The sequence below is a fragment of the Enterococcus sp. DIV0755b genome (assembly GCF_051713765.1).
Classification (GTDB): Bacteria; Bacillota; Bacilli; order Lactobacillales; family Enterococcaceae; genus Enterococcus_C; species Enterococcus_C canintestini.
Genome location: NZ_JBIOQN010000001.1, coordinates 639,853 through 664,546, shown reverse-complemented (window position 1 = coordinate 664,546; position 24,694 = coordinate 639,853). Strand labels below are relative to the sequence as shown.

Sequence of the window (24,694 nt, the reverse complement as noted above, 5' to 3'; positions counted from 1 at the left end):
AAATTACATCCTAATATAAATTTCAAAACGAACAAAACGAAATTATTACGATTTACTCCAACAACAATAGCAACTCTTTTTCTTTCTGTCAATATAAAAATAACATGAAATTTTATTCAAATGATTATCCGCTCATTTAAAGCATTGATAATAAACTTGTATTACTGTTTCCCATTTTTAAAATAACAATTATAAAGCCGATAAAAACATTTGAACAACAAATGTCATTGAAAATAAAAGTCGCAATGCTTATGCTAGAAAAAAGGAAGTGAGAAGATGAAAGAAATAAAATGGTATAGTGGTGGTAGCGAACGGGCTGAGATTGCCTTAAGTGAGATTACAACAATTCTAGGTTTAATTCCTGCTGACACCAGCACAAATGAACTACGGCAATTACTTTTTGATTATGCCCAAGAAATTAACGAAGGTGTAACCGCCGTCCCTTATATTTTAAGCCGCATGAGTGTTTCAGTTTCCAATTGTCTGACAAAAAATAAAATTACAATCTCTTCTGAGGCCTCTGCGCATTTAAAAAAATTATTTACTCTTGGGGAAATCCGATATGGGTATTGAGAAGTTTTTTTAACTTGTTAAATTCGCTGGGCTGGTAAAGAAAAGTGAAACGAATAAGATCAATTACCATCCAAGAACCAAATTATCACCAATTGAAGTACACAACAAAAAACGTCTTTCTTCAGCAAGTTCCCGTGATTTCTATGGTTACCGACTGAAAAAAGACGTTTTTATTTTTTTGTTTAAAGGAAACATGAATAAGTAGTATGGGAACTTCAAAAACTACAAGTAACCGTAAGAACTAAGGATTACCTTAAGCCAAGGTTTGAGCGTGAATAATAAGACGATGGACACACAACTCGCTTTAAAAAAGCTGAAGACTTAAATAGCTTTTTACTTTTTGATTTCGCATTTTATTGCCTGCCTTTTTTGCGATATTGCTAATTTTACATTCAGTGTAAATCTTTTCTTCAGCGTAATTAAACCCCGCAAATAATTAGTCTGCAACTGAAACTGGCACAATTTCAAACTTGGTGACATCAACTAAACCAAGATCGGTAATTTTTAAATTCGGAATGACCGCTAAAGACATAAAACTTAAAGTCATAATTGGATCAACTTTGGCTGAGATGCCTAATTTTTCGTGAGCTAAGTGGTTTAGTTCTTCTTCTTGTTGGGCCACTTCTTCACCGGTTAGTTCACTCATTAAACCGGCAATCGGGAGCGCCATACTGCCTAAAATTTGGCCTTCATCCACTAAAACGACGCCACCTTCTTGGTCCTTTAATGCTTTTAGCGCCACTGCCATATCCTCATCATTTGTTCCAGCCACAATTAAATTGTGGGAATCATGAGCAATGGAAATGCCAATTGCACCTTTTTTCAAACCGTAATTTTTCAAAAGACCGACAAAAACATTTCCTGTATTTTGATGACGTTCTACGACGGCAATTTTGACCACATCTTTTTCTGGTTCATAAATAAATTCATCATTTTCATCTCTTTTGATGGTGACGATGGCTTCATTTGTCAATGCTTCTTGGGGAATGACTTCAATGGCACGCGCTTTGTCACTCGTCAATTTTAGTTTTAATTGGGCTTTAGCAAAAGTCTCAATATGGACACTGGATTGTACTTTGGTTGTTGCCACTCGTTTTACTTCAGGCAAATAAACGTTCTTCTTAGCAACTAATTGTCCCGCAATATAAGTAGCTTCAATTTCTGGTGCCGCTAAATCAGAGAAGACTACTAAATCCCCTCGTAATCCTGGGGCAATCGCGCCACGATCGGTTAACTGGCAACATTGGGCCGCATTAATCGTCGCCATTTGAATCGCACGAATTGGGGCGATTCCTTCTTCAATACAAATGCGAATACTATTATCCAAATGTCCCTTAGTCAAAATATCTTTTGCTTGTAAATCATCCGCTACTAATACACAACGTTGATAGTTATTGTCTGTAACACCTTTTAAAAGGGTTCGCAGATTTTGCGTAACAGTACCTTCTCGCAGTAAAACATACATACCACGGGCAATCCGCGCTTTTAATTCTGCTACAGTCGAACATTCATGGTCATTTTTTATGCCGGCTGCTACATAAGCATTGAGCGCTTTGCCAGCAACCATTGGCGCATGACCATCAATTTGTAGTCCGTATTGTTTTGCTAGTAATAGTTTATCTAAGACAGCGTCATCGGCTGCAATCACACCAGGAAAGTTCATAAATTCAGCCAGTCCTGCTACTTGGTGCTTTTCAAATGCTGGCAACATGTCCTCTGCAGCCACGACAGCACCGGAATTTTCCATATTTGTAGCCGGTACACAAGAAGGCATCGTGTAACGAATATCTAACGCTGTTTCTTTTGCCGCTTCTGTCATATAATCTAAGCCGGTCAGCCCCAACACATTTACAATCTCATGGGGGTCAGCAAGTACTGTTGTGGTGCCATGAGGAACTAAAAGTCGACCAAATTCTTCTGGCGTCACATAGGCCGATTCGACATGAATGTGCGCATCAATAAAACCTGGTGCAACAAATTTTCCTTTTAAATCAACGCTCTTTTGACCTTCATATTCTCCTACACCTGCAATTAAACCATCCACTAAAGCAATATCGCCACGAATAATTTCAGCTTGGTAAACATCGATGACTTGCGCATTTTTTAAAACAAGATCAGCTGGTCTTCTGCCAGCAGCGGTCTCAATTAGTCGTTTCAGCACCTCTTTATGCATAAACTCGCTCCTTTAAGTTTTCTAGCATTCCTCTACTGCAAAATCTTGTGTTAAATTGTAACACGTATCAATAAGATTGTGGCATCTATTTTTTCTTTTTTTGCTGCATGCTAAATGCTAAGACTATTAAAGGTAAATATAAAAAAGCTAAGGAAATCCGCTGTACCACGCCTTTATAAGTAAAAGATAAAAGTTGCGCCAAACCATTTGCACCAGAAGTTAAAAGTGCGCCATAAAAAATGAACCAACATATTCGGGCAATCTTTGGTTTTGCTTTGGCAAAAATACGCGCCATCAGCCACGGTGCTACAAGCATCCCCAAGATCCCAGCCCCAGAACCTAAGCCATGAATAATCGTGTCTAAAGTGAGACCGCTAGTGGTATGATTAATGGAAAAAACACCAGTAAAAATACAATCGCCAATCGCAAAAGCTGTAATACTAAAAAGCAATAAATTAATTTCTCTGCGCTTATCTTGGAAAATTTCATCTGCATTAAAAAAATAATATTGTACCGGTGGTAAAGCAATTAATAATAAACTTCCCGTCATAATAGAGCCGTGTTCAAAATAGGTTTTAACCGGACTTGTCACACTACCTAAATCACTAACAACCTGTTTTGTCTGGCTAAAACCCTCCCACATCGTCCCTAATAAATAAGGCATACCACCATCACAGAGGACAAATAAAAGTAAAAGCAGCCAGCCATATTTTCGATAAATTTTCAAAAAAACCCCTCCTAGTAAAAAAAGCTAAATGAACTCGCCCAGCTCTCAAGCAATAAGACGAAATCGGAATAAATTGTCTCTTTAATTTCTTACGATTTTGGCTTATTGCCGCAGAGAGCTCGTTCATTTTGCTAGATTAAAAAGTGATCCGAACGTGTTTAACTCTTTAGCATTAAGGCGGAATTATACGAAGTTGCTCCTCAAATTTCTTATAATTTCGACTTAATGTCGCCAAGAGTTCGTTCGTGAAGCGAAACATGTAAAAAGTAAAACAAACAGACCTCACTCTTATGAAATCATATAATTCTTTTATTCACAAAAAAAACATTCCTACTTTCATCAAGTAGGAATGTTTCTTACTATTAAACTAAACCATTAATTGAAAGACACCCCAAGCGATAATCCCACCAAGAAATGGACCGACAACTGGAACCCAAGCATATTGCCAATCAGAAGTACCCTTATTAGCGATTGGTAAGATCGCATGAGCTAAACGAGGCCCTAAATCACGAGCTGGGTTAATTGCATACCCTGTTGGACCACCTAAAGATAACCCAAGAGCAACGATTAAACCTGCGACTGCAAAAATATTTGTTCCAGCAGCAAATTCCGTTTGCGTGAAAGCAAGTAAACCTAAGACTAAGACAAAAGTACCAATCATTTCTGTTAGTAAATTGGCTGGATATTTGCGAATTGCAGGTCCTGTGGCAAATGTACCTAAAATTGCAGCTTGGTCTTTGGTCGCTTGCCAATGTGGTAAATAAGCCAACCAAACTAAAGCAGCCCCGACAAAAGCACCGGCCATTTGCGCTACAATAAATGGTACAACTAAACTATAAGCAAGTGAACCATTCAAAGCCATTGCTAAACTAACCGCTGGATTCAAATGTGCTGGTCCCATAAATCCCGAGATATAAGCCCCCATCATAACGGCCATTCCCCAACCCATCGCAATTACAATCCATCCGGAAGCTTGCGCTTTACTTTTATTTAAGTTGACCGCTGCACAGACCCCGTCACCAAGTAAGACTAAAATCATTGTCCCGATAAATTCACCCATAATTTGTGTCATTTCACCGCTCATTAATTTTTCCCTCCTGTTTTTAGTGCAACTAAATCAGATTCATTAATTGCATCGTCTAGTTGGGCTGCCATTTCTTCTTTTTTGGCTTCGTCCCAGTTAAAGTAACGAGCCATTGCTAAAAGAACTGGTTGCCGTAGTGCATCGAGGCTATCACGTTCAAATAAGATATGGTTGGTGCGGCGCAGTAAATAATCAACTGGCGTTAAAACCATTTCTTCTTCTAAGCCATAACGCAAGCGCGCTGATTCTGCTAATGTCATTCCTGGATACGCTGTCATTTCTTTGGCATATTGGAAGATTTTACTTGCATTCGTGCCATAAAAATCTGCGATATAAGTTGCTTCTGCTTCTGTCAGGCCAGCAGCTACCCCAATTTTGGCATATTCTGCGACAGTTTCTTCTAATTTGGTTGGATCAAAGTCACCACCGGAAACAGAATAGTTTTTAGAATCTATTTCTTTAAAGATTAAATCATAATTTTCTTTTAGTAACTTGCGAATCATCGTCATCGCACCAGCGGCCATTTTACGATAATCCGTAATTTTCCCACCAGATAATGTAATCATGCCATCTTGCTCTTGTTCTAAAGAACTGCCTCGAGAAACTGCTGACGGTGAAAGGCGTTTTTCAGCGCGACTACTTTCAAGATTATTCAAGACATCTTCGACTTCATCGCGAGTTGCTTGACCGTTTTTATAGGCAGTCACGACATCAACGGCTTGGTGGAAGCTTTTCGTAGAAATGTTGCCATTATCACCACCGTTATAATCTGAACCGGCATTGCCGATTAATAGTGGTCGCAATCCTGCCCAACTGCTTTCAATATCGTCAATGGTAATTTTTGCTTCTGGATAACGATGATTAATGACCGTTAGTAAATAGTCCACATCTTCTTTGGTTACCTTAGGATCAACGTAATCACCTTTGTAGTCGGTATCAGTTGTCCCAAAATACGTTTTACTTTCCCGCGGAATGGCAAAAACCATGCGACCGTCATTTAAAGCTGTATCAAAATAAGTTGGTTGCGGTACTGGTAATTTTTTTGCGTCTACGACTAAATGTACCCCTTTGGTTGGCCGCATTTTGGGAACAACCGGCTTAGTAAAGTTCATGTTCCGTACTTTATCCACCCATGGTCCACTGGTATTAATTACTAATTTAGCCTTAATTTCAATTGTTTCATCCGTTAAAAGATCTCGCGCTTTAACGCCGACAATTTGATCGTCTTTATAAATAAATCCGACAGCTTTCATTTTGCTGACCATGTGGCCACCGTCTGCGGCGGCTTGTTTGATATTTTCAATCACAAGTCGGGCGTCGTTATTGCGAAAATCTAAATAAACACCGGCACCTTGAAGCCCTTCCTTTTTAATAAACGGTTCACGTTTTAATACTTCTTCTGGTGTTAACGTGTAATTTTCATATTTCGTACCTTTGACATGGGCTAATTGGTCGTAAATATCCATTGCAACTTTAACTGAAAACATACTAAAAGTCGTTGGACCTTCATCGTTATAAATTGGTAGCAACATCGGATCTGGTTTAGGGATATGAGGCGCAATATTTTGGACGACAGCTCGCTCTGTCACTGTATCTGCCACTACTTCGACATCAAAGTTTTTCAAGTAGCGAATACCACCGTGAACTAATTTAGTGGAACGAGAAGACGTTCCTTCTGCAAAGTCTTGCATTTCAATTAAGCCAGTTTTCATGCCCGCTGCGGCAGCTTGAATCGCTACCCCAGCACCGGTGATCCCACCGCCAATAATTAATAAATCCATTTCTTCATTTTTAAGTGCTGCAATACTTTTTGTGCGTGTTGTTTTAGAAAATGCCATCTTTTTCACTCCTAGCTCTTATTCAAATGCTTGGGTCGCTTTTACAGCTTTTTTCCAACCATCATATAATTTTTGGCGTCGTTGTGGATCCATCTCTGCTTCAAAGATCTTGCCAGCTTCGTAAAACTCGCGAATTTCATCCATATCTTTCCAGTACCCCACGGCTAAACCAGCTAAAAAGGCTGCACCTAAAGCGGTAGTTTCGAGATTTGCCGCCCGTTGAATTGGTACGTTTAAAATATCAGACTGAAATTGCATTAAGTATTCATTATTAGCTGCACCACCATCAACTTTTAAAACGGGAATGCTAATACCAGTGTCTTCTTGCATCGTATCGATAATATCCCGCACTTGGTAAGCAATCGATTGTAATGTTGCTTTAATAATATCTTCTTTTGTGGTACCTCTAGTTAAACCAAACATTGCCCCTCTTGCTTTTTGATCCCAATAAGGAGCTCCTAGTCCGACAAAAGCTGGCACGATATAGACTTCATCTTGGCTAGTAGAGCGTTTGGCAGCATCTTCTGAATCACTGGCTTTTTCTAACATCTTTAAGCCATCCCGTAGCCATTGAATGGAAGAGCCGGCGACAAAAATACTTCCTTCTAAGGCATAATAAACTTTACCGTTAATGCCATAACCGATTGTGGTTAATAAATTATTTTTTGACAGTTGTGGTTTTTCACCTGTATTCATGACGATAAATGAACCTGTGCCGTAAGTATTTTTTACCATCCCCGCTTCAAAGGCCATTTGTCCAAATAGGGCTGCTTGTTGATCCCCTGCCATACCGGCAATTGGCGCTTCACTGCCAAAGAAATGATAGCCTTGGGTATAACCATAAATTTCTGAATTGGAAGTTACTTTTGGTAAAAGTGCTTTAGGAATATTTAGTAGCGCTAAAATTTCTTCATCCCAAGCCAGTTCATGAATGTTATAAAGCATAGTGCGACTAGCATTAGAATAATCTGTAACGTGAGCGCCACCATCGGTTAGTTTCCAAACTAGCCAACTATCAATCGTTCCAAAAAGTAATTCTCCTTTTTCCGCCCGTTCTTGAGCACCTTCAACGTGATCTAAAATCCAGCGAATTTTCGTCGCTGAAAAGTAAGCATCTACGACCAAACCTGTTTTTTGATGAATCATCTCTTCGTAGCCATCTGCTTTTAATTGATCGGCGATGTCGGCTGATTGCCGTGATTGCCATACGACCGCGTGATAAATCGGCCGGCCAGTATCTTTTTCCCAAATAATTGTCGTTTCCCGTTGATTGGTAATTCCAATTCCGGCTACTTGGGTAGGTTTAATACCAGAATCAATAAATGCACCGGCAATTACGGATTGAACTGAATTCCAAATTTCATTGGCGTCGTGTTCGACCCATCCTTCTTGCGGGAAATACTGAGTGAATTCTTTTTGTGAACTAGCGATTTGATGGCCAAACTTATCATAAATAATTGCCCGTGAACTCGTCGTTCCTTGATCAATCGCCATAATATATTGTTTTTTTTCCGCCATGCTATTGTTCCTCCTCGCACGATTTGCAATCGCTTTCTTTATGTTTTTATCCTACCTTGCTTTTTTCCGCGAAAACCGTCAATTATTTAAACGTTTTCATAAAATGATGGCAGTTTTGACAATAAATCGCGTAAGCGCAAGTGTTTTTACTGTTAAAAAATTTTTTTAAAGAAGTTATGACAAAAGCGTCCAGCTTCAAGAAATAAAACGGAATTTCAGAAAATTGTTTTTCAAATTTTGGGAAATTCTGTCCTATTTCAAAAGAAACTGCTTCTGCCACACCGTTAATTTCGAAATAGGAGGTGTGACAAGACTTTTGCCACACCATCTAATTTTTTTCCTTTTTTAATTGCTCAATTAATTTTTTTAGTTGCATCAAATCATAACTCGATGCAAATTCTGACAAACAGTATTGCATTTTAGTCGTATAGCCACTTACTTTGCGGGTACTAATAATTAAATCGTAATCCGTTTTGTAACTGGCATGTTCCACTCGAATTCCAGCAATCGGCCGTAATTCTGAAAACAAATCATAATAGTAAGAAATCCGATAAGCCGGTAAATCTTCAAAATCAATTCCGACTACGACTTCTTTGGCGATATAAAAATCAATCATAGCCAAAATACTCGCATAAATAGTCAATAAAGCTTCGGTAACTAAAGTATCTTCGGCTTTTTTAGCGGGTAAAAAACTTAACACGTTTTTTTGTAAAACAGCCAATATTTGACTCCGTTCAACCCCTAGTTTTTCTTTTTGCAACCGCAATAAGCGTTCTGGCTCATAGCGGGGTAAATACCCTTGAAAAAAATAAAGGCGATTATTGATTTGAGATAGCTGATAGCCCACTGCTTTTTCCTGCTGAATGGACAGGCGACGCGGTCGATAGTGAATCAAAATCATTTCTCTAATATACATATCCAAAAGAGCAGGCGGTAACTTCTTACTTCGTTGTAATTCATAATGATAAAAAGTTTCCTCATCTAAAATTTGAAAAGAGACCAAAAAGCTGTAAAACAACACCGGTTCATATTGATTGCGTTCAAAAGAACTGCGACTGTTATATAAATGAATTAGCGGCTCAATTTGTTCAAAAAGAGCATCATTTTTAAAAAGGTGATAATTTTCTTTGACTTTAGTCTGCTGTTTTTTCTTCGCTGACATGCGTTTTAACGTAATTCCTAACCAACAGGCAACCTCACTTTTGGCCTGAGGGGAAAGGGTCAGTTTGAGTGTTCGTTCTAACGCCCGCAAAAACAGCTGATTTTGATCTGATTCAATCAAATAATGGGGTCGCATCGAAATAGGAAAATACAGATAAAGCTGAAAATAAAAATAACGAATTTGTGATTCTTCTCCTTGGAGGCGCCCGTTTTTGATTCGCAGCTGAAATTCAGCCAGCACTTCATTTAATTCCCGAAATTTACGAAAAATAGAAGATTCGCTGGTAGCAAATTCTTGAGAAATTTGGGGGATCGTAAATTCCCGCTGTTCTAACATATAGGCTAATAATTGAAATTTCAAACTATCTTTCACTAATAAAGCCGTAATCTCTTCTAAGGTAGTCGTATTGTTCATGGTTAAATAGACCATAGCCCCGTTACGTGTCAAATTAAAACCGGTTGTTGCCCCAAGATCTGTAACATCTTGCAAGTATTGTTCCAAACTGATTTTTGATATACCAATATTTTTTGCCAGCTGGTTCGTCGCTAAGGCGCCTTCAGATAAAATAAGCGCTTTTAAAATTGCTACTTGCAATTGTTGATTTTTCTCCAATAGTTGCTCAATTCGCATCGCCTCACTCCTCTATCTGTGTAAATATAGCTAAAGGATAGCGAAAAGCCGGTTGGTAAAATCTTTCATTTAACTGAAATTCCTCAAGGGTTTGTTGTTGCCTAATCGCTGTTGCCAATTGATCCAATAAAGCAAAATCCGCTACTTGTGCCACCAACTGTGCCCCTAATAAAATTTTAGTATCCCGATCCCAAATCACTTTTAAGTGGATTTTTTCGGTTGTAATCGTCGATTTTCGTACGTAAAAATGCTGGCTTTCAATTTCATTTTGATACAAAAGCGCTTCTTTTTCTAAAAGCCCCACACTGCCGACAAAATAACCAAACCAATGATTGCCACTCACCCGCACTGTCCCAGGATCCTTTTGCATTTTGCCAGTAATATTTTGACTGGCGATTTTAGCCGTCCGAATCGCGTTATTAACTAGTGATAAATACAGTGACTCTCCTGTTAGCCGGAATTTTACTTTAATGGCATCCCCAATCGCATAAATGTTGGGATTACTCGTTTGCAGATAATCATTTACCTGTAATGTACCATCCTCATGACACGCCAGTGGTTGCCACATTTGATTATTTGGTCTCGTACTGTTAGCTAGTAAAACCAAATCGACGTCTAAATCGGTTTCATTAAAATAAAGACGGACTTGCTCTTCTTTGGTTTCTTCCATTGCGTCAATAAACGTTTCTTTATGAAGCGTGACAGCAGAATTTTTGATTGCATCTTCTAGTGGCTGAATCATTTCTAAATCAAAATAGTGGTTCATTACATGCGGTTCACTTTCAAATAAATGAACGTGCGGGCTAACATCTACAATCGCAGCTGCCAGCTCAATCCCCACTGGTCCACCACCAATTATCGCCACAGTTGTCGCCGTTTTTAATTGCGTTAAAATTTCCGTTACATCTTGCGGGGTTTTACAAGTTTTAATTTTAGTCGTTTTTTTTGGCGCTTGTTGGAAAGACTGCTGGGAACCAGTCGCAATAATCAAACGATCAAAAGTTAACTTATCTCCTGTCGACAGGCCAATTTGATCATCTGCCAAAAGACCCGTACACGCCACTTTTGTATACACTTGAATGCCTTTATTTTCCAATTTCTGTTGTGTCACCCAACGCAAGTCATCCACTGAAGCGGCCCTATTTTGTAAAATCAGTGTCAGACTGGCTGGTACAAAGCCTAATTCTGCCTGTTTTTCAATCACAATAACTTCTGCATTCGGATCTGCCTGTTTAATATCTAAAGCTGCTTGCACACCAGCAAAAGATCCCCCTACAATTACTACACGCATGGATCTTCCTCTTTTCTTTTAATGTAAATCACTGCTTTTAATTTTATCAGATCATTTATTTACAAAAAAACTCTAGTCTGGTTTTTCAGACTAAAGTTTAAATTAAAATACTTCTTCGTTCCGATTTTTACCAAAAGTGAAGATCGCCACACACCCTAACCCAGTATGGGCAGAAATAGTTGGGCCTAATGGCAAACATGCCACATCTTCAATGTCAACTTCGGCGGTAATGGCCGCTAAAACTGTTTCTGCTGCCGCCACATCACCAGAATAAGCAATATAAACAATTTGTTCTTGCCGTGAAGTCAGATGCGCCAATGTTTCATCAACGATCTTTTGCAGCGACTTATTGCGCCCCCGCACTTTATCAACATTTTGTAATTTACCATTTTTATCGACATGAATAATCGGTTTGACTTTTAATAAACCACCTAAAGCCGCTTCTGATTTTGAAATACGGCCACCACGTTCCAAATGTTTTAAATCATCGACTGTTACCCATGATTGCAATAACATTTTTTGTTCTTCAACCCAAGCGATTACTTCTGTGAAACTCTTGCCGGCAGCTTGTTGTTTTTTTGCCCCTAAAACTAATAGGCCTTGACCAAGACTAGCCGCTAAAGTATCCACCACTGCAACTTCTGCTTGGGGATAATCTTCTTTTAGGACTGCTACTGCCTGTAAAGCACTGTTATAAGAACCACTCAATCCTGAAGAAAAAGATAAATAAATAACAGGAATCCCTTTTTGTGCATAGGGTTCAAAAAACTCCAAATAACGCCCCACATTAATTTGAGAAGTCGTGGGCATTTGTTTATCTTTTAACGCTTCATAAAAGAAATCAACGTCAAATGTTTTCCCTAAATCATCCTTGTACTCCTGACCGTTAATCTCCACCAACATCGGTATAAATGCGATGCCTGCTTCATCTAGAAATTGAAATGGGATGTCACAACAAGAATCCGTTACGATTTGAAACATGGCTTAACCCCCTAAATTTTCTCTGTCAAATTTTACAAAATCGTTGAAACAGAGAAGTTTTCACTTTTCAGCCTATCTACTTTGTTATTTTACCATATAGCGATCTCACTTTGAAAATTTTCGAAAAAACCAGGAGATAAAATAACGATTTTTAAAATTAAAGAAAAAAGCGGCGTAAATGTGTTCCTCTTTTGCAAAATTCCGCTTCTTCCCTTAATGCTAAAAAAGCGCGCCCAAACTTACAGTACGGACACGCTTTAATTTACTTTCTAATAGTAATACTGCAAATCGCTTCCGACAGAAGGATACGCCATAATGATACTTTGTAACTGCTCTTTTTTGATTCCTAAATTAATAATCAACGTCATCAAGTTAATCCATTCGTCCGCTTTTTGATTTAAAGTGGCAGCACCGACAATCTCACCACTGTCTTTGTTATAAATAATTTTTGCAAAAGCCACCGGATCGTTGGTACGAAAATAGTTATACCATTTACTCATATCAAACCACTCGACTTTGTAGTTAGCGGGATCTTTTTCAGCTGTACTACTACTTACGCCAACTTGAGCTAGTGTTGGTAAGGTGAAAACAGAAGTCGGTACCTCAGGATAGTTGATTTTTTCAGCTGTTTCCTCTAATAATAGTTGCTTCAAATAACGGCCTTCAAAACTGGCCACCGGCGTCATTTTTGGTTGTTTTTTTGCCACACAGTCCCCCATGGCATAAATATTTTTTTGACTCGTTTGTAAGTGGTCGTCCACTGTAATCCCCCGTCCGCTAGCTTCAATACCAAGTTCTTCTAGACCCAAGTTTTCAACATTGGCAATCCGGCCAGTAGCACAAACAACACTATTGGTTTCATAGCTTTTTTTATCAGTAGTGACAAGAAGCTCTCCGTCATCTTTTTTTACACTTTGAATATTTTCATTAAAAATAAACGTAATACCACTTTTTTCCAGTTCTTTAACCAAATGTTGCGCTAAATCTTGATCAAAGCCCCGCAATGGCGTGTCATTATGATGTAAAATAGTCACTTCAGCGCCACAAGCATTGGCAATTGCCGCCAATTCAAAGCTGATGTAACCTGCACCAAGAAAAATCATTTTAGCTGGTAATTTTTCCAGTGCTAAAAAGTCCGTACTGGTTAAAAAATGCTCTTTGCCAGGAATATCTAACAGGCGGGCTCGCTGTCCTGTGGCTAACACAATTTGCTCAGCCGTAAAACACTGCTTTTTTTCTACCATGGACTGAGTATCATTATCCAAGACATTTTCCTGCTGAACAGTAACAGCAACTTCATTTGCAGAAATTAGCTGACCATGGCCGTGGAAATGTTTGATACCACTGGCGTCAAAACCGGCAATTTGTTCTTTTGAAACAGGATCAGTATATGTTTTTTTATAAGCCATTAAATCTGACCAGATTACCGACGGCAGACTGTTTTTGGCAAACCCTTTGCCGATTAGTTGAGCAACTTGACTGCGAGCTTGTTCAGCGGCAAATAAAATTTTCTTTGGATCACAGCCGGCATTAGGACAAGTACCGCCAAACAAATTTTCTTCCACAACGGCGACAGTTTTACCCGCTGCTTTTAAATCATACGCCAGTGACAAACAGGCTGGTCCGGCCCCTATAATTGCTACATCAAAATGTTCCATTTTATTCCCTCCATTGTCTTTATGATTGATTATCGGCTAAAAAACTTAATAAATTTGATGCGGTTAAAATTTTATTCGTAGCTATGCGAAAGTTATTTTTTGCTAGTAGTGGCAAACTTTCCCCCACGGTCATACGTAAATCCATTGGCGGATAATCAGAAGATGTATCTTCCGTATAAAAACCGGCTGCTAAAACTTCTGTTAAGCTAACTTGTAGCGGCTGCCACGTAATGTCCGCCCCTTTAAAGAACTCTGCCACAAAATCATTTTCAGGATGTGCGGCAATTTCTGCTGGCGTATCACATTGAATGAGACGTCCTTCTTTCATTACCGCAATGCGATCGCCTAATTTCATCGCTTCTTTCATATCGTGGGTAACAAAAACAATCGTATTTTTCAAATCCTGATGTAAACTTAATACTAGATTTTGTAACTGCTCTTTTGAAATGGGGTCAAGGGCGCTAAAAGGCTCATCCATTAAAATGACATCCGGTTTTGCCGCCAGTGCCCGCAATATTCCAACCCGCTGTTGCTCACCACCTGATAACTCACTAGGCATACGATTGGCATAAACTTCTGGCTCTAATTCCACCGCTTTTAATAATTCAAAAGCCCGCTGTTTGCGTTTTTCTTTGCTCCACCCTAACATTTCTGGAATAATTTCAATATTCTCCAAGACAGTCATATTCGGAAAAAGTGCAATTTGTTGTAAGACATAGCCAATTTGCCAGCGCAATTTTTGCGTATCGTAATCTTTAATTTTTTTATCTTTAAAATAGATGTCACCACTCGTGGGAACATGTAAAGCATTTATCATTTTCAAAGAAGTGGTTTTACCACTGCCAGAAGAGCCGACGAGGACAAAAATTTCACCTGTTTTGATGCTAAAAGAGACATCTTCTAGGGCTGTACTTGCGCCAAACTTTTTACCAACATGATCAAAAACGACTAAATCACTCATTTGTCCTCACCTCCTAAAAGCCCTTTTTGCTGTAGATATTCACGGGCAACTGCGGCCGGTTTTTTACCTTCGACGTTCACGGCATAGTTCATTGTCACCATTTCAGTTTCAGTGATTTGACCTTGCAACTGATTTAAACTTTTCACAATTTGCGGATGTTTGTTAGCAAAATCTTGTCGCATTAAAGGCGCCCCTTGATAAGGCGGAAACAGGTGTTGATCGTCTGCTAAGGTCATTAAATCATATTGCTTGATTTCACTGTCGGTAGAATAGGCATCAATCACATTGACATCCCCATTATTAATCGCGGTATAGCGTAAGGCCGGTTCCATTTGACTGACTTTCAAATTCAAGCCATATACTTTTTTCAACCCCTTATTGCCATCACTACGATCGTTAAATTCTAAAGTAAAACCGGCGTGCACTTGATTTTCAATTTTTTTCAAGTCACTGATTGTCTTTAAGTCATGTTCTTTGGCAAATGTTTTTTTCACCGCCAAGGCATACGTATTTTGATATTCCATTGGCGGTAAAAAGGCTAACTGTTCTTGCTTTGCCAGCAAATCTTTCGCTAACGTATACGTTTTTGCCGCTGAATGTTGCCCTTCATCTGCTTTAGGCACTTTAACCAATGATTCCAAAACGGTCCCCGTAAATTCAGGATAAATATCAATTTGGTCATTTTTCAAGGCGCTAAATAGAAATGTTGTTTTACCAAAATTCGGTTTTAATTCCACCTTTACATCACTGTCGTTTTCAATCAATTCTTTGTACATATTGATTAAAATTTCTGGCTCTGCGCCTAATTTTCCGGCAATCGTCACCGTTTCCGGTTGGAAAAAAGAAGATTGCGCTAAGCCAATACCGCCAATCATCAGAAAAAGAGTCGCTAAACTTGCTAAAATAACCCGCGGCCGCACTTTTTGTAATAACCGAATCGCCGTACTAAAAATAATGGCCAATAAGGCTGAGCTGACTGCGCCAATTACAATTAAACTAGTATCATTGCGGTCAATTCCCAATAAGATAAATGTTCCTAACCCACCAGCACCAATTAATGCTGCCAATGTAGCCGTACCAATAATTAAAACTAAAGCCGTGCGAATTCCTGAAATAATCACCGGAAGTGCAAGCGGCAACTCCACTTTGCGCAATTTGCGAAAACGGCTCATACCAAAAGCATCCGCCGCCTCTTCTAGGGATGGATCAATCTCACTTAACCCGATATAGGTACTTTGAAAAATCGGCAACAAAGCGTAAATAACCAATGCAATAATAGCCGGTACAGTCCCGATCCCTACTAAAGGAATCAACAATCCTAAAAGTGCCAACGAAGGTATTGTTTGTAACACACCGGTAATTTGTAACATAATTTCTGCTAATTTTTTATACTTAACCAACCAAATAGCTAATGGTATCGCAATTAACATCGCAAATAGTAACGCTATTAACGAAATACTAATATGTTCAATTAATGCTGAAAACAACTCACTTTTTCGTTCGATAAATGTTTGGTATAACGCGTCCATTAATTCCCACCTTTCTGCTACTAAAAATTGCCACAACAATTTTTAACCAACAGTATTTTTCCTATTATCATTGTAGCTTAGGGGGATAAATAACTCGAAAGATACGCATGAAGGGCAGAAAAAAAGCCCGCCTTTTAACCATCCTCTCATAAGCTAGATTTTTAGTCTAACTTTTAAGAGGTGGTAGAAAGTTCAGGCAGTTTTTGCAGTAGAAAGCTCTTTAATTTAAGAAACTTCCTCAACAAAACAATCATTATCTAATTTCTGATTTTTCGATTTTAGTTTATATAAATAATTATTTTCTAATATATCTTTTTTATAGTCATACAAATCTTGATATTTTAAAAATTGAGTATTAAAGTCTCTAACATTCTGTTCGATTGGCTTAATAATTTTATAATCACAAAAACGATTGAAGTCTGCATATGCTGCTTTTAATGCACCAAAGGAAACAGCCTCTTCTACCTCAACCGCTTCAATATTTAAGTTCAGCGCATCGGCCTTCATCTGCAGCCAAAGTGGATTTTTTATGACAGGTCCAATTGCCAATATACAATCTATGACTTGCATATTAAAGCAACTTGCGGTCAATTTCATCTCCATACAAAGGCCCAAAAGAACACCAAAAAGAATGTCTCTTCGCTCTGTAGTTTGTTTCATTCCGTAAAAGATTGCCTGTGAAGCCCCAAATTTATAAGGAGCTCCAGAACCGTTTAAATGCGGAACAAAAAGTAATTCTTCTGATAATTTTCTTTTTCCTAAAAGGTATTCTTCATTTAGAATTTCACAATCCTTTAAAAAATCTTCTTGGCTTAAATTAAACAGTTTTTTATACCAATCAAAAGCATTACCACCAGTTGGCATTGAAGAAAATAAAGTGTAATAAGACGAGTTTGTAAATATTCCCATTGAAAGTGAATTGGAAAAGTTCTTGTTAAAACCTACCAAGTGAGAATTTATTGTCAACAGACCTTCTGTAGTACCTGTCGAATTGAGCATTTTATTTTCAGACAAATTCATACTCAAGGCCCCCACCATATGATCATGCCCTGCAATTCTAACAGTTATATTTTGATTTTGTTTAAATAAGTCTCCTAGGCTTGCGGTTATATAACCGACAATTTCTCCCGATGATTGAATATCCGGAAATGTTACTTTTCCCGTAAGGTTAAAGATATCTAAAATTTCTTCTGACCATATTTTGTTTTTCAAATCTAATGCCATTGTTCGACTTGCCATTGAAAATTCAGTTTTAACAGTTCCAGTTAATTTATAAGCAAGTAAATCTGGTAAATTTAACCAAGTATAAGGATAGTTCGTTAATTCATAGTGATCAAACAACCAGCTAATTTTAGGAATACTATAATTTGAATGAGCAGGTAAACCAGTAATACTATAAATTTTTTCTTTCTGGTTTTCATTCAACATAGCCACATACTTTTCAGCTCGTTTATCAAACCAAGCTATCATAGGTGTGACGATTTTCCCAGTTTTATCAATTAACACACCTGCTTCTCCAACGCTAGAAATGTTAATTGAATCAATATCTTGATTGAAAGTCAGAAAATAATCTTCTAAAATCATTATAATTCTTTTATAAATTGTATCAAAATCAAATAAAATACCATAATCGTCGTGCACTTTAGGTGTTTTGAAAATTTCGCGACAAATCAATTCTCCAGTCTCTCTTTTAAAAAGAGAGACTTTGGAATTGGTTGTGCCGATATCAATTGTGATAGCTTTTTTTCTATTCATGTTTTAACACACCTTCTGTAGGAGTATCCTCAGGAATTAAGTGCGTTTGCTTATAAGTTACTTTATAAATCCAGAAAATTACAATAGCAATAATAGGTATTAAAGTAATCGCAATAATATTTCCATTAAAAATCTGTAGCAACCAATAACGCAATGGATTGCCACCATCCAAGAAACTTGATACTAACCCAGAAGATCCCTCTGGAAAACTAAAGTTAACATCTTTTGCCATACCAGTAATAAATGGTGCCACAGAAGACGCAATATAAAGATCACCAATCATAATTGGAATAGCAATCAATACTGCCCGAAATACATTTCCTTTACAAGCCAATACCACCATAGATGCCATTACAGCAAGATTTGCCAAATCTCCTAGTGGCAACACAGTATTACCAGGTAGAATAAACGCTAAAATAACGGCAATTGGTGTTAGCAATAGTGCAGTAGAAATGATAGCCGGATTCCCCACAGCAACCGCAATATCTAACCCAATGTATAAGTCGTCACGGTCAGGATAACGTTGGTTTAAGAATTTTTTGATTGCTTCTGATAAAGGTAACAACCCTTCCATTAAAATACGTACCATACGTGGCAAGATAAACATTACCGCACCAATACTGATACCCATGTTCAAGATACCTTTTAAATCGTACCCAGCAACAATACCTAGTAATAATCCTAAAATAGTTCCTACCATCATTGGCTCGCCGAAAATACCAAATCGCTTTTGAATACTTGCAGGATTGATATTAATCTTGTTAATTCCTGGAATTTTATCAATAATTTTATTTCCTAAAAGACCAATTGGAAAAAACGTAATAGAGGAAACAGTTGGTAATGAGATACCCTCTAAACCAAAATATTCTTCTCCCATTGGAGCAGCCCAATCAGCAACTTTAAAAACAATTATTGCAATCACTGCAGACGCTAACATTCCCAACCAGAAGCTACCTGTGCTATAATACACCAAGGTACCTGCTAGTGCGAAGTGCCAGTAATTCCACATATCAACATCAACTGTTCGGGTTTGATTGATAGCTAACATGATAATGTTGATTAACATTGTCATTGGAATTACAAACGGTGCAATCGGTGATCCCCAAGTAATAGCTGATAATGGCGGCCAACCTAAGTCAACTACTGGGAGATTAATACCTGTTTGTTCTACCATTGCTTGTGCTGCAGGTCCTACATTATTTGTAAGTATATCGAAAATAGCATAAATACCTACAAAACCAATCCCCACTACAAGTGAAGAACGCAATGCTTTTGCTGGTTTAATTTTGAAAAATAGTGCTAACACGAATAAAATTAGTGGCAACATAACTGTTGGTCCTAAACCTAATACAAATTGTACAGCATCTAAAAGTGTTTTTGAGATATTCTCCATTGACTTACTCCCCTTCTGTTAGTTTGTCATAAATACTATTTAGTACCTTCTCTTCTCCAACACCCGTAATTAGAGATAGACCATTAATAACAGGAGTTGCCAATTCGTATGGAATTTTAGTTGTAGATACAATTAAATCTGCGTCTTCTGAATTTGATTGAACAGATGCTACATTTGTTTGGGAATAGTTGACATCATTCACACCTTTATCTTTTAAAAACTCCATTACTTTTTCCGTCACTGCTGTTGAAGTCGCAATACCAGTTGCACAAACAAATAATAAATTCTTCGCCATTATTTTATCCTCCTAATTTATAAACCGATTTCATTTTTAGCTATTTGATAAATTTCTTCAGTGGTACCAGTTTTAATTCTGTATAATAAGTCTTCATCTGGTAATACTTTCATTAATTTTTGTAAAATATTAAGCTGCTTATTCGATTGTCCAAGCGCTAGTAAAAATATAATGGATGTATCAATTTTACTATCATCCATTCCACCCATTACTTCCATTTGAATTGGATTTTTTAAAGTTGCTATTGTGACCTTATTATGATTAACATATTTAGCATCTGTATGCGGTATTGCAACTCCAAAAGGTTCAGTCGGCAACCCAGTAGGAAAATGTTGTTCCCGCAAAACAACTTGCTCTGCAAATTCTTCTGTCACATCATTACTCTTGTATAATGGTTGTGCGATATTTTGAATTAATTCATCAAATGAACCGACATCTAAATTAACAAAGATATTTTCCATATCTGTTAATTCACTATTCATACTCTTGCCACCACGCTATTCATATTTAGTATTTTTTGGTATACCGTTTCACACACTGCTTTTTCTGCTTCTTCTAATACACGAATCAAATTAGCTTCGTTATTGTTCTGATTATACGATATACCTACTGAGCGGATGTAACTCTGACGTAAATCACTTGCAATATTTACTTTCGCTACATTATGCTCAACCATTCGTTGAATATGTTCATCAGGAATACCTGAGCCGCCGTGAATGACTAAAGGAACAGGTGAAAGTTCACAAATCTCTTCTAACAATTCAAAATCAATATTTGGTTCATCTTCCAAACCATGAACATTGCCAACAGATACCGCTAACATGTCACAACCCGTACGTTCGACAAATTCTTTTACTTGTAATGGATCTGTTTTTGCATCAGATTCACTTACATGATCATCTTCTTTACCTAAGATTGCACCTAACTCTGCTTCAACAGGAATACCATAGGCTTTAGCAAAATCAACTGCCTTTTTCGTAAATGCGATATTTTCCTCAAAATCAAAAGCAGCGCCATCAATCATTACCGAGGTGAATCCTGCACGAATTGCCTTTTTGACATCTTCAAATTTTTTACCATGATCCAAATGTAGCGCTATAGGAGTATCCATATTTTCTGCATAACGAGCTACCATATCCACCAAATAATCATAACCAGCTAAAGTGATATTAGTAGGCGCAACTTGTATAAAAGTTGGAATACCACTTTTTTCTACTGCTTCCAAAATTCCTACTGTCGTTTCTAAATTCGTTGTATTAAATGCACCAGCAATCACTTTTCTTTCTTTGATAATGTCCAATAAGACATGTCCGTTTACTAATGGCATTACATTTCCTCCCGTTGGAGAATCGTTCCAAGGTAGTATTTATTTGCTTTCAGCCATACATTACCGAACTCGATTGGGATTCCTTTTTCTAAATAAACAAGCTGCTCAAGATGTAAAACCGGTGAATCTTCAGGAACTTCTAAAATTTGAGCGCGATTTTCCCCGACCACACGAGCTGCATATCGACTTTCAGAATATTGAATCCTTTTACCACTAGTTTCTTCAATCGCTTTAAAGAGGCTTTCTTTATTAAAGTCATGCGTTTCTAAACCTGGGCATAGCTTAGAATTCAAACGGTTTTCAATTAGCATAACTTTTTCGCCTTCTACAAATCGAATCCGTTCAATGAACAAATACTCTTCTCCTTCTTGAAGTCTTAACCTTGTCGCGATCTCTTTATTTGCTTTTCGAAATTCAATAGTAAGGACTTTTGTTTCGTAAGTTAACTTTTGAGATTCTAGCGATTCTGCAAATGACAGTAAACCACTTCCGAGTGGATAGCTAATACTTCCATCGGTTACATAAGTCCCTTTACCTTGAATTTGCTGTAAAAGACCTTCTTCTACAATTAAGTTCACCGCTTTTTTAACAGTCCCACGACTAACATCCAAATCCTTCATAATCTGATTTTCTGACGGTATTTTTTCTCCCCTTCCCCATTCTTCAGAATAAATGTTATTTCTCAGAAAATCTGCGACTTGAAGGTAAATGGGTTTAGACGAATCTCTATTGATAACCAAACAAACCACCTCCACTATTTTTGTACACGACTATGGACAACTATAGACAACCATGTACAAGTTGATTGTAACCGCTATTATGAAAGTTGTAAACCTATCTTTTTCATTAAAATTTAATTACATTTTATTAACCTAAGCAAAATTATAGATTAGTATAAAAAATGATAGACATTCTTTTATGTGAATTCTTTCTTGCTATCAAAACCAGACGCAATGGTGTAGTATTACGTTGATACCTAGGAAAAATTAGTAGCAGATTTCACCTTGGTCAAAAACAAAAGGCGACTATAAATTAGGTAGTACAGTAACTACAGCGTTTTTTGTGACTGTGACGATCTTTTCAGCCAATTTTGTCTATTCAAGAATTTCTCCGCTACTAGCAATTAGAAAGTAGGCAACAAAATGGAAAACAAAAAAACTTTAATCAAACAATTTTCTCACACTGACTTAGATGGTGTGGGCTCGGCTTTATTATTACAAGCACTTTTGCAAGAGCAAAAAGGCTACGTAGCCGAAAATTACCTTCCTGTAGGCTACTCTGAACCAGGAGCTGACGGCACCATTGATAAACACATTTTAAATTTCATCCAAACCAATGAAGAAGCTGTGACAGAACTTTATATTACAGATATTTGTCCTTCTGATGAGGTGATTTCACAACTTTCAGCCTATTGTAAAGATAATGAAATCACATGGCACATCTTTGACCACCATGTCACATCCGTTCATGTCAACGAAATTTATCCTCACAACGCCTCCATTATCGTGAGCGATGAAGCGACAGAACTAAAACATTCCGCCACCAGCGTTTTATTTAAAATCTTAGTAGGAAAAATGCCGACAGAATTATTTGAAGATGAAAAATGGCAACGTTTGGCCAATGTCGCCGATATTATCCGTTGTTATGATTGCTGGGATTGGCAATTAAATCCCAATGCAGCGTACAAAGAATCTGCCGCTGAATTTAACAATCTTTTCTATTTTTATAGTTGGGATAAACGCATTGAACTTATGGGAAGTGTTATGTCAGCCGGTCTGCCATTACTAAAGGACTATGCTGAAATCATCGCTGCCTTAAAAGAAAAAGAAGAAGATTATGTACGTCGCAAAACTTTAAAAGCGCAATTTGGTATTCTTGATGGCAAAACTTTTGCCTATTCTTTTGGAGAACAATATACCTCTGTTTTAGGCAATGCCTTAGCACGCTTAGAACATCCTGAAACCAAAAAAGAAGTCGATTTTAGTTTTGTTTTAAATGGTAAAGGCGTTTCATTACGTACCAATAACGACGATATCGATCTTTCCGTTCTAGCTGCACGTTATTTTAACGGTGGGGGCCACAAACGCGCTTCAGGCGGTGCCTTTGCTGAAATTCAATACTTCATTTCCGATAGTGAAAATCCCGAACAAGCACCTACTCTCTTTTTAGATTTAAAACGGTAAATAAGAAAAGCTAAATGAACGTGCTCAACTCTTTAGCATTAAGGCGGAATTATATTAAATTGTTCCTCAAATTTCTTATAATTTCGACTTAATGTCGCTAAGAGTTCGTTCGTGAAGCTGGATTATAAGAAAAGCAAAAGGAACTCGTTTAGCTCTCAAGTAATAAGACGAAATCGGAATAAATTGTCTCTTTAATTTCTTACGATTTTGGCTTATTACCGTAGAGAGTTAGTTCATTTTGCTAGACACCGAAAAAAACTCGTTTTCTATCCCTTTAGTTACAATTAATAACACAAAAAAGCTCTCTAGAATCAATCCTAAAAACGATTCTAAAGAGCAATACATAGGCTTTATTCCATAAACATTTATTCTTAAACACATTCTAACAATCTCACTTAGCACAAAAATTTGAATAAATACTATTATCATCACTTACGACAAGTGCACTATTTTTTAGTCAAATAACTGACAATTTCTGCTTTGCACCTGTATCTTTTCTATCACTATTAATTTATTTTGCCAATATTTGCCAACCATTATAAAAATTAATTAATAACACGAGAACAATTACAGCTTGAAATACCAAAGTCACTTTTTTGGACGCAAGCAAATGATTGAACTGACTACCCAAAAGCCCGCCTAAAATAGCCGCCGGAACGACAAAAAACAACATCGTTAAATCATAGCGTCCAAAGCCCGTGCCAAATGCAATGGTGACAATTTTAGCCAATTGCGAGAAAAAGATAGTCGCTATCGAATAAATTGTCGCTTCTTTGATCGGAAACGAAAACAGTAACATCAATAACGACACATTAATGGGTCCGCCACCGATACCAAGTAAGCTAGCCAAAAAGCCCAAGACCAGCCCTGATAAAAAATAACTAATCAAAGAGTCAAAATGATAGTTTTTCCAATCAAAGCGAGAATATAAAAGGGCAAATATGAGGGTTACAATAGTCAATGTGATTTGAATTAGTTGCACCAAGCTTTCATCGGCTAAAAATAAAAGCAGTCCTTCAAAAACTACATTTCCACCAACACCCCCTAAAATTGAGCCGGCTGAAATAAAAGCCACCAAGCGCCAATTAAGTGAAATACCATTTTTTACTTGGCGCCAAGTCGAAACCAAAGACATCGTAAAAACTGCTACTGTGGAGTAAAAGGAGATGGCCGCCACAGAATCTTTTGCCAGCAAATCCAAAACAGGTTTGATGATTACGCCTCCACCCATACCCGAAATTGCCCCAATTGTATTTGCCAATACAATGACTAAAAAATAAATAATGCCAATTAACATAAAAAGTCCTTTCCTTAAAGCAAAATAGAAGCCTAACAAAAAGTAAAACGGATACATTTTACAGTTATCAAAAATTTTCATTCCTACTTAATTAAAAGTGTACAAAAGAAAGAAAATTTTGACTACAGTAAAACTCCTTTTATTACTTCTTATTTTTATTTGGCTAAAAACGGCATGAACTTCCCTTTTATAAAACTGGCATCAGCTCTTTATTGTAAAGAGGTTACAAATAGAGCAGTTAGCTTCAAGCAGTATGACAAAACTTTAAAAAAATTGTTGTTCACCTTTTGACGAAATTTCAGCTACTTTAAAAAGACGT

The 24,694-nt window shown here is 37.4% G+C and carries 20 protein-coding genes; 2 read left to right on the top strand and 18 right to left on the bottom strand.

Annotation, left to right across the window (positions count from 1 at the left end; translation table 11 throughout):
* Nucleotides 1-276 precede the first annotated feature (276 nt).
* Entirely contained in the window at nucleotides 277-573 is a 297-nt protein-coding gene (locus IGI65_RS03230; protein ID WP_438773215.1) for a bacteriocin immunity protein, read from the top strand.
* 436 nt (nucleotides 574-1,009) lie between these two features.
* Here IGI65_RS03230 and ade read toward each other — a convergent pair whose 3' ends face one another.
* From ade to IGI65_RS03145, 17 genes are all read right to left on the bottom strand, one after another.
* Nucleotides 1,010-2,746 (bottom strand): adenine deaminase, encoded by a 1,737-nt coding sequence (ade, locus tag IGI65_RS03225; RefSeq protein WP_438773214.1) that lies wholly within the window; start codon nucleotides 2,744-2,746, stop codon nucleotides 1,010-1,012.
* Nucleotides 2,747-2,831: 85 nt separating this feature from the next.
* Entirely contained in the window at nucleotides 2,832-3,473 is a 642-nt protein-coding gene (locus IGI65_RS03220; RefSeq protein ID WP_438773213.1) for a DUF998 domain-containing protein, read from the bottom strand.
* Between the two features lie 367 nt (nucleotides 3,474-3,840).
* Nucleotides 3,841-4,557, bottom strand: a complete 717-nt coding sequence (locus IGI65_RS03215; protein ID WP_071864361.1) for an MIP/aquaporin family protein — start codon at nucleotides 4,555-4,557, stop codon at nucleotides 3,841-3,843.
* Entirely contained in the window at nucleotides 4,557-6,395 is a 1,839-nt protein-coding gene (glpO, locus tag IGI65_RS03210) for a type 1 glycerol-3-phosphate oxidase (RefSeq protein ID WP_438773212.1), read from the bottom strand. The genes IGI65_RS03215 and glpO overlap by 1 nt, the downstream gene beginning before the upstream one ends.
* A gap of 18 nt (nucleotides 6,396-6,413) precedes the next feature.
* Complete coding sequence (gene glpK, locus IGI65_RS03205; protein ID WP_095006164.1) at nucleotides 6,414-7,913, bottom strand: glycerol kinase GlpK; 1,500 nt, start codon at nucleotides 7,911-7,913, stop codon at nucleotides 6,414-6,416.
* A 328-nt stretch (nucleotides 7,914-8,241) separates the two neighbouring features.
* Nucleotides 8,242-9,705 carry a helix-turn-helix domain-containing protein gene (locus IGI65_RS03200; protein ID WP_438773211.1) on the bottom strand — a complete coding sequence of 488 codons (1,464 nt, stop codon included), beginning with the start codon at nucleotides 9,703-9,705 and terminating at the stop codon, nucleotides 8,242-8,244.
* Nucleotides 9,706-9,709: 4 nt separating this feature from the next.
* Complete coding sequence (locus IGI65_RS03195) at nucleotides 9,710-10,996, bottom strand: FAD-dependent oxidoreductase (RefSeq protein WP_438773210.1); 1,287 nt, start codon at nucleotides 10,994-10,996, stop codon at nucleotides 9,710-9,712.
* A gap of 102 nt (nucleotides 10,997-11,098) precedes the next feature.
* Nucleotides 11,099-11,977 (bottom strand): DegV family protein, encoded by an 879-nt coding sequence (locus IGI65_RS03190; RefSeq protein WP_438773209.1) that lies wholly within the window; start codon nucleotides 11,975-11,977, stop codon nucleotides 11,099-11,101.
* Nucleotides 11,978-12,246: 269 nt separating this feature from the next.
* Entirely contained in the window at nucleotides 12,247-13,635 is a 1,389-nt protein-coding gene (locus IGI65_RS03185; RefSeq protein WP_438773208.1) for a dihydrolipoyl dehydrogenase family protein, read from the bottom strand.
* Between the two features lie 19 nt (nucleotides 13,636-13,654).
* The gene (locus IGI65_RS03180) at nucleotides 13,655-14,596 is read right to left on the bottom strand and encodes an ABC transporter ATP-binding protein (protein WP_071864354.1); all 942 of its coding nucleotides are present in this window, start codon (nucleotides 14,594-14,596) and stop codon (nucleotides 13,655-13,657) included.
* Entirely contained in the window at nucleotides 14,593-16,125 is a 1,533-nt protein-coding gene (locus tag IGI65_RS03175) for an ABC transporter permease/substrate-binding protein (protein WP_438773207.1), read from the bottom strand. The genes IGI65_RS03180 and IGI65_RS03175 overlap by 4 nt, the downstream gene beginning before the upstream one ends.
* Nucleotides 16,126-16,350: 225 nt before the next feature.
* On the bottom strand, nucleotides 16,351-17,880 hold the full coding sequence (locus IGI65_RS03170) for an FGGY family carbohydrate kinase (RefSeq protein ID WP_438773206.1): 1,530 nt from the start codon (nucleotides 17,878-17,880) through the stop codon (nucleotides 16,351-16,353).
* Nucleotides 17,873-19,273: a PTS galactitol transporter subunit IIC gene (locus tag IGI65_RS03165; RefSeq protein ID WP_438773205.1), complete on the bottom strand. Its 1,401-nt coding sequence runs from the start codon at nucleotides 19,271-19,273 to the stop codon at nucleotides 17,873-17,875. The genes IGI65_RS03170 and IGI65_RS03165 overlap by 8 nt, the downstream gene beginning before the upstream one ends.
* Before the next feature lie 4 nt (nucleotides 19,274-19,277).
* The gene (locus tag IGI65_RS03160; RefSeq protein ID WP_071864350.1) at nucleotides 19,278-19,568 is read right to left on the bottom strand and encodes a PTS sugar transporter subunit IIB; all 291 of its coding nucleotides are present in this window, start codon (nucleotides 19,566-19,568) and stop codon (nucleotides 19,278-19,280) included.
* Between the two features lie 17 nt (nucleotides 19,569-19,585).
* On the bottom strand, nucleotides 19,586-20,050 hold the full coding sequence (locus IGI65_RS03155; RefSeq protein WP_071864349.1) for a PTS sugar transporter subunit IIA: 465 nt from the start codon (nucleotides 20,048-20,050) through the stop codon (nucleotides 19,586-19,588).
* Complete coding sequence (locus IGI65_RS03150; RefSeq protein WP_438773204.1) at nucleotides 20,047-20,895, bottom strand: class II aldolase; 849 nt, start codon at nucleotides 20,893-20,895, stop codon at nucleotides 20,047-20,049. Before IGI65_RS03150 ends, IGI65_RS03155 begins: the two co-directional genes overlap by 4 nt.
* Nucleotides 20,895-21,644, bottom strand: coding sequence for a GntR family transcriptional regulator (locus IGI65_RS03145; protein WP_249024149.1), 750 nt, complete (start codon nucleotides 21,642-21,644; stop codon nucleotides 20,895-20,897). Before IGI65_RS03145 ends, IGI65_RS03150 begins: the two co-directional genes overlap by 1 nt.
* 393 nt (nucleotides 21,645-22,037) lie before the next feature.
* Here IGI65_RS03145 and IGI65_RS03140 point away from each other — a divergent pair, with 393 nt between their 5' ends.
* Nucleotides 22,038-23,078 (top strand): DHH family phosphoesterase, encoded by a 1,041-nt coding sequence (locus tag IGI65_RS03140; protein ID WP_438773203.1) that lies wholly within the window; start codon nucleotides 22,038-22,040, stop codon nucleotides 23,076-23,078.
* A gap of 511 nt (nucleotides 23,079-23,589) precedes the next feature.
* Here IGI65_RS03140 and IGI65_RS03135 read toward each other — a convergent pair.
* Complete coding sequence (locus IGI65_RS03135) at nucleotides 23,590-24,375, bottom strand: sulfite exporter TauE/SafE family protein (protein ID WP_438773202.1); 786 nt, start codon at nucleotides 24,373-24,375, stop codon at nucleotides 23,590-23,592.
* Nucleotides 24,376-24,694 lie beyond the last annotated feature (319 nt).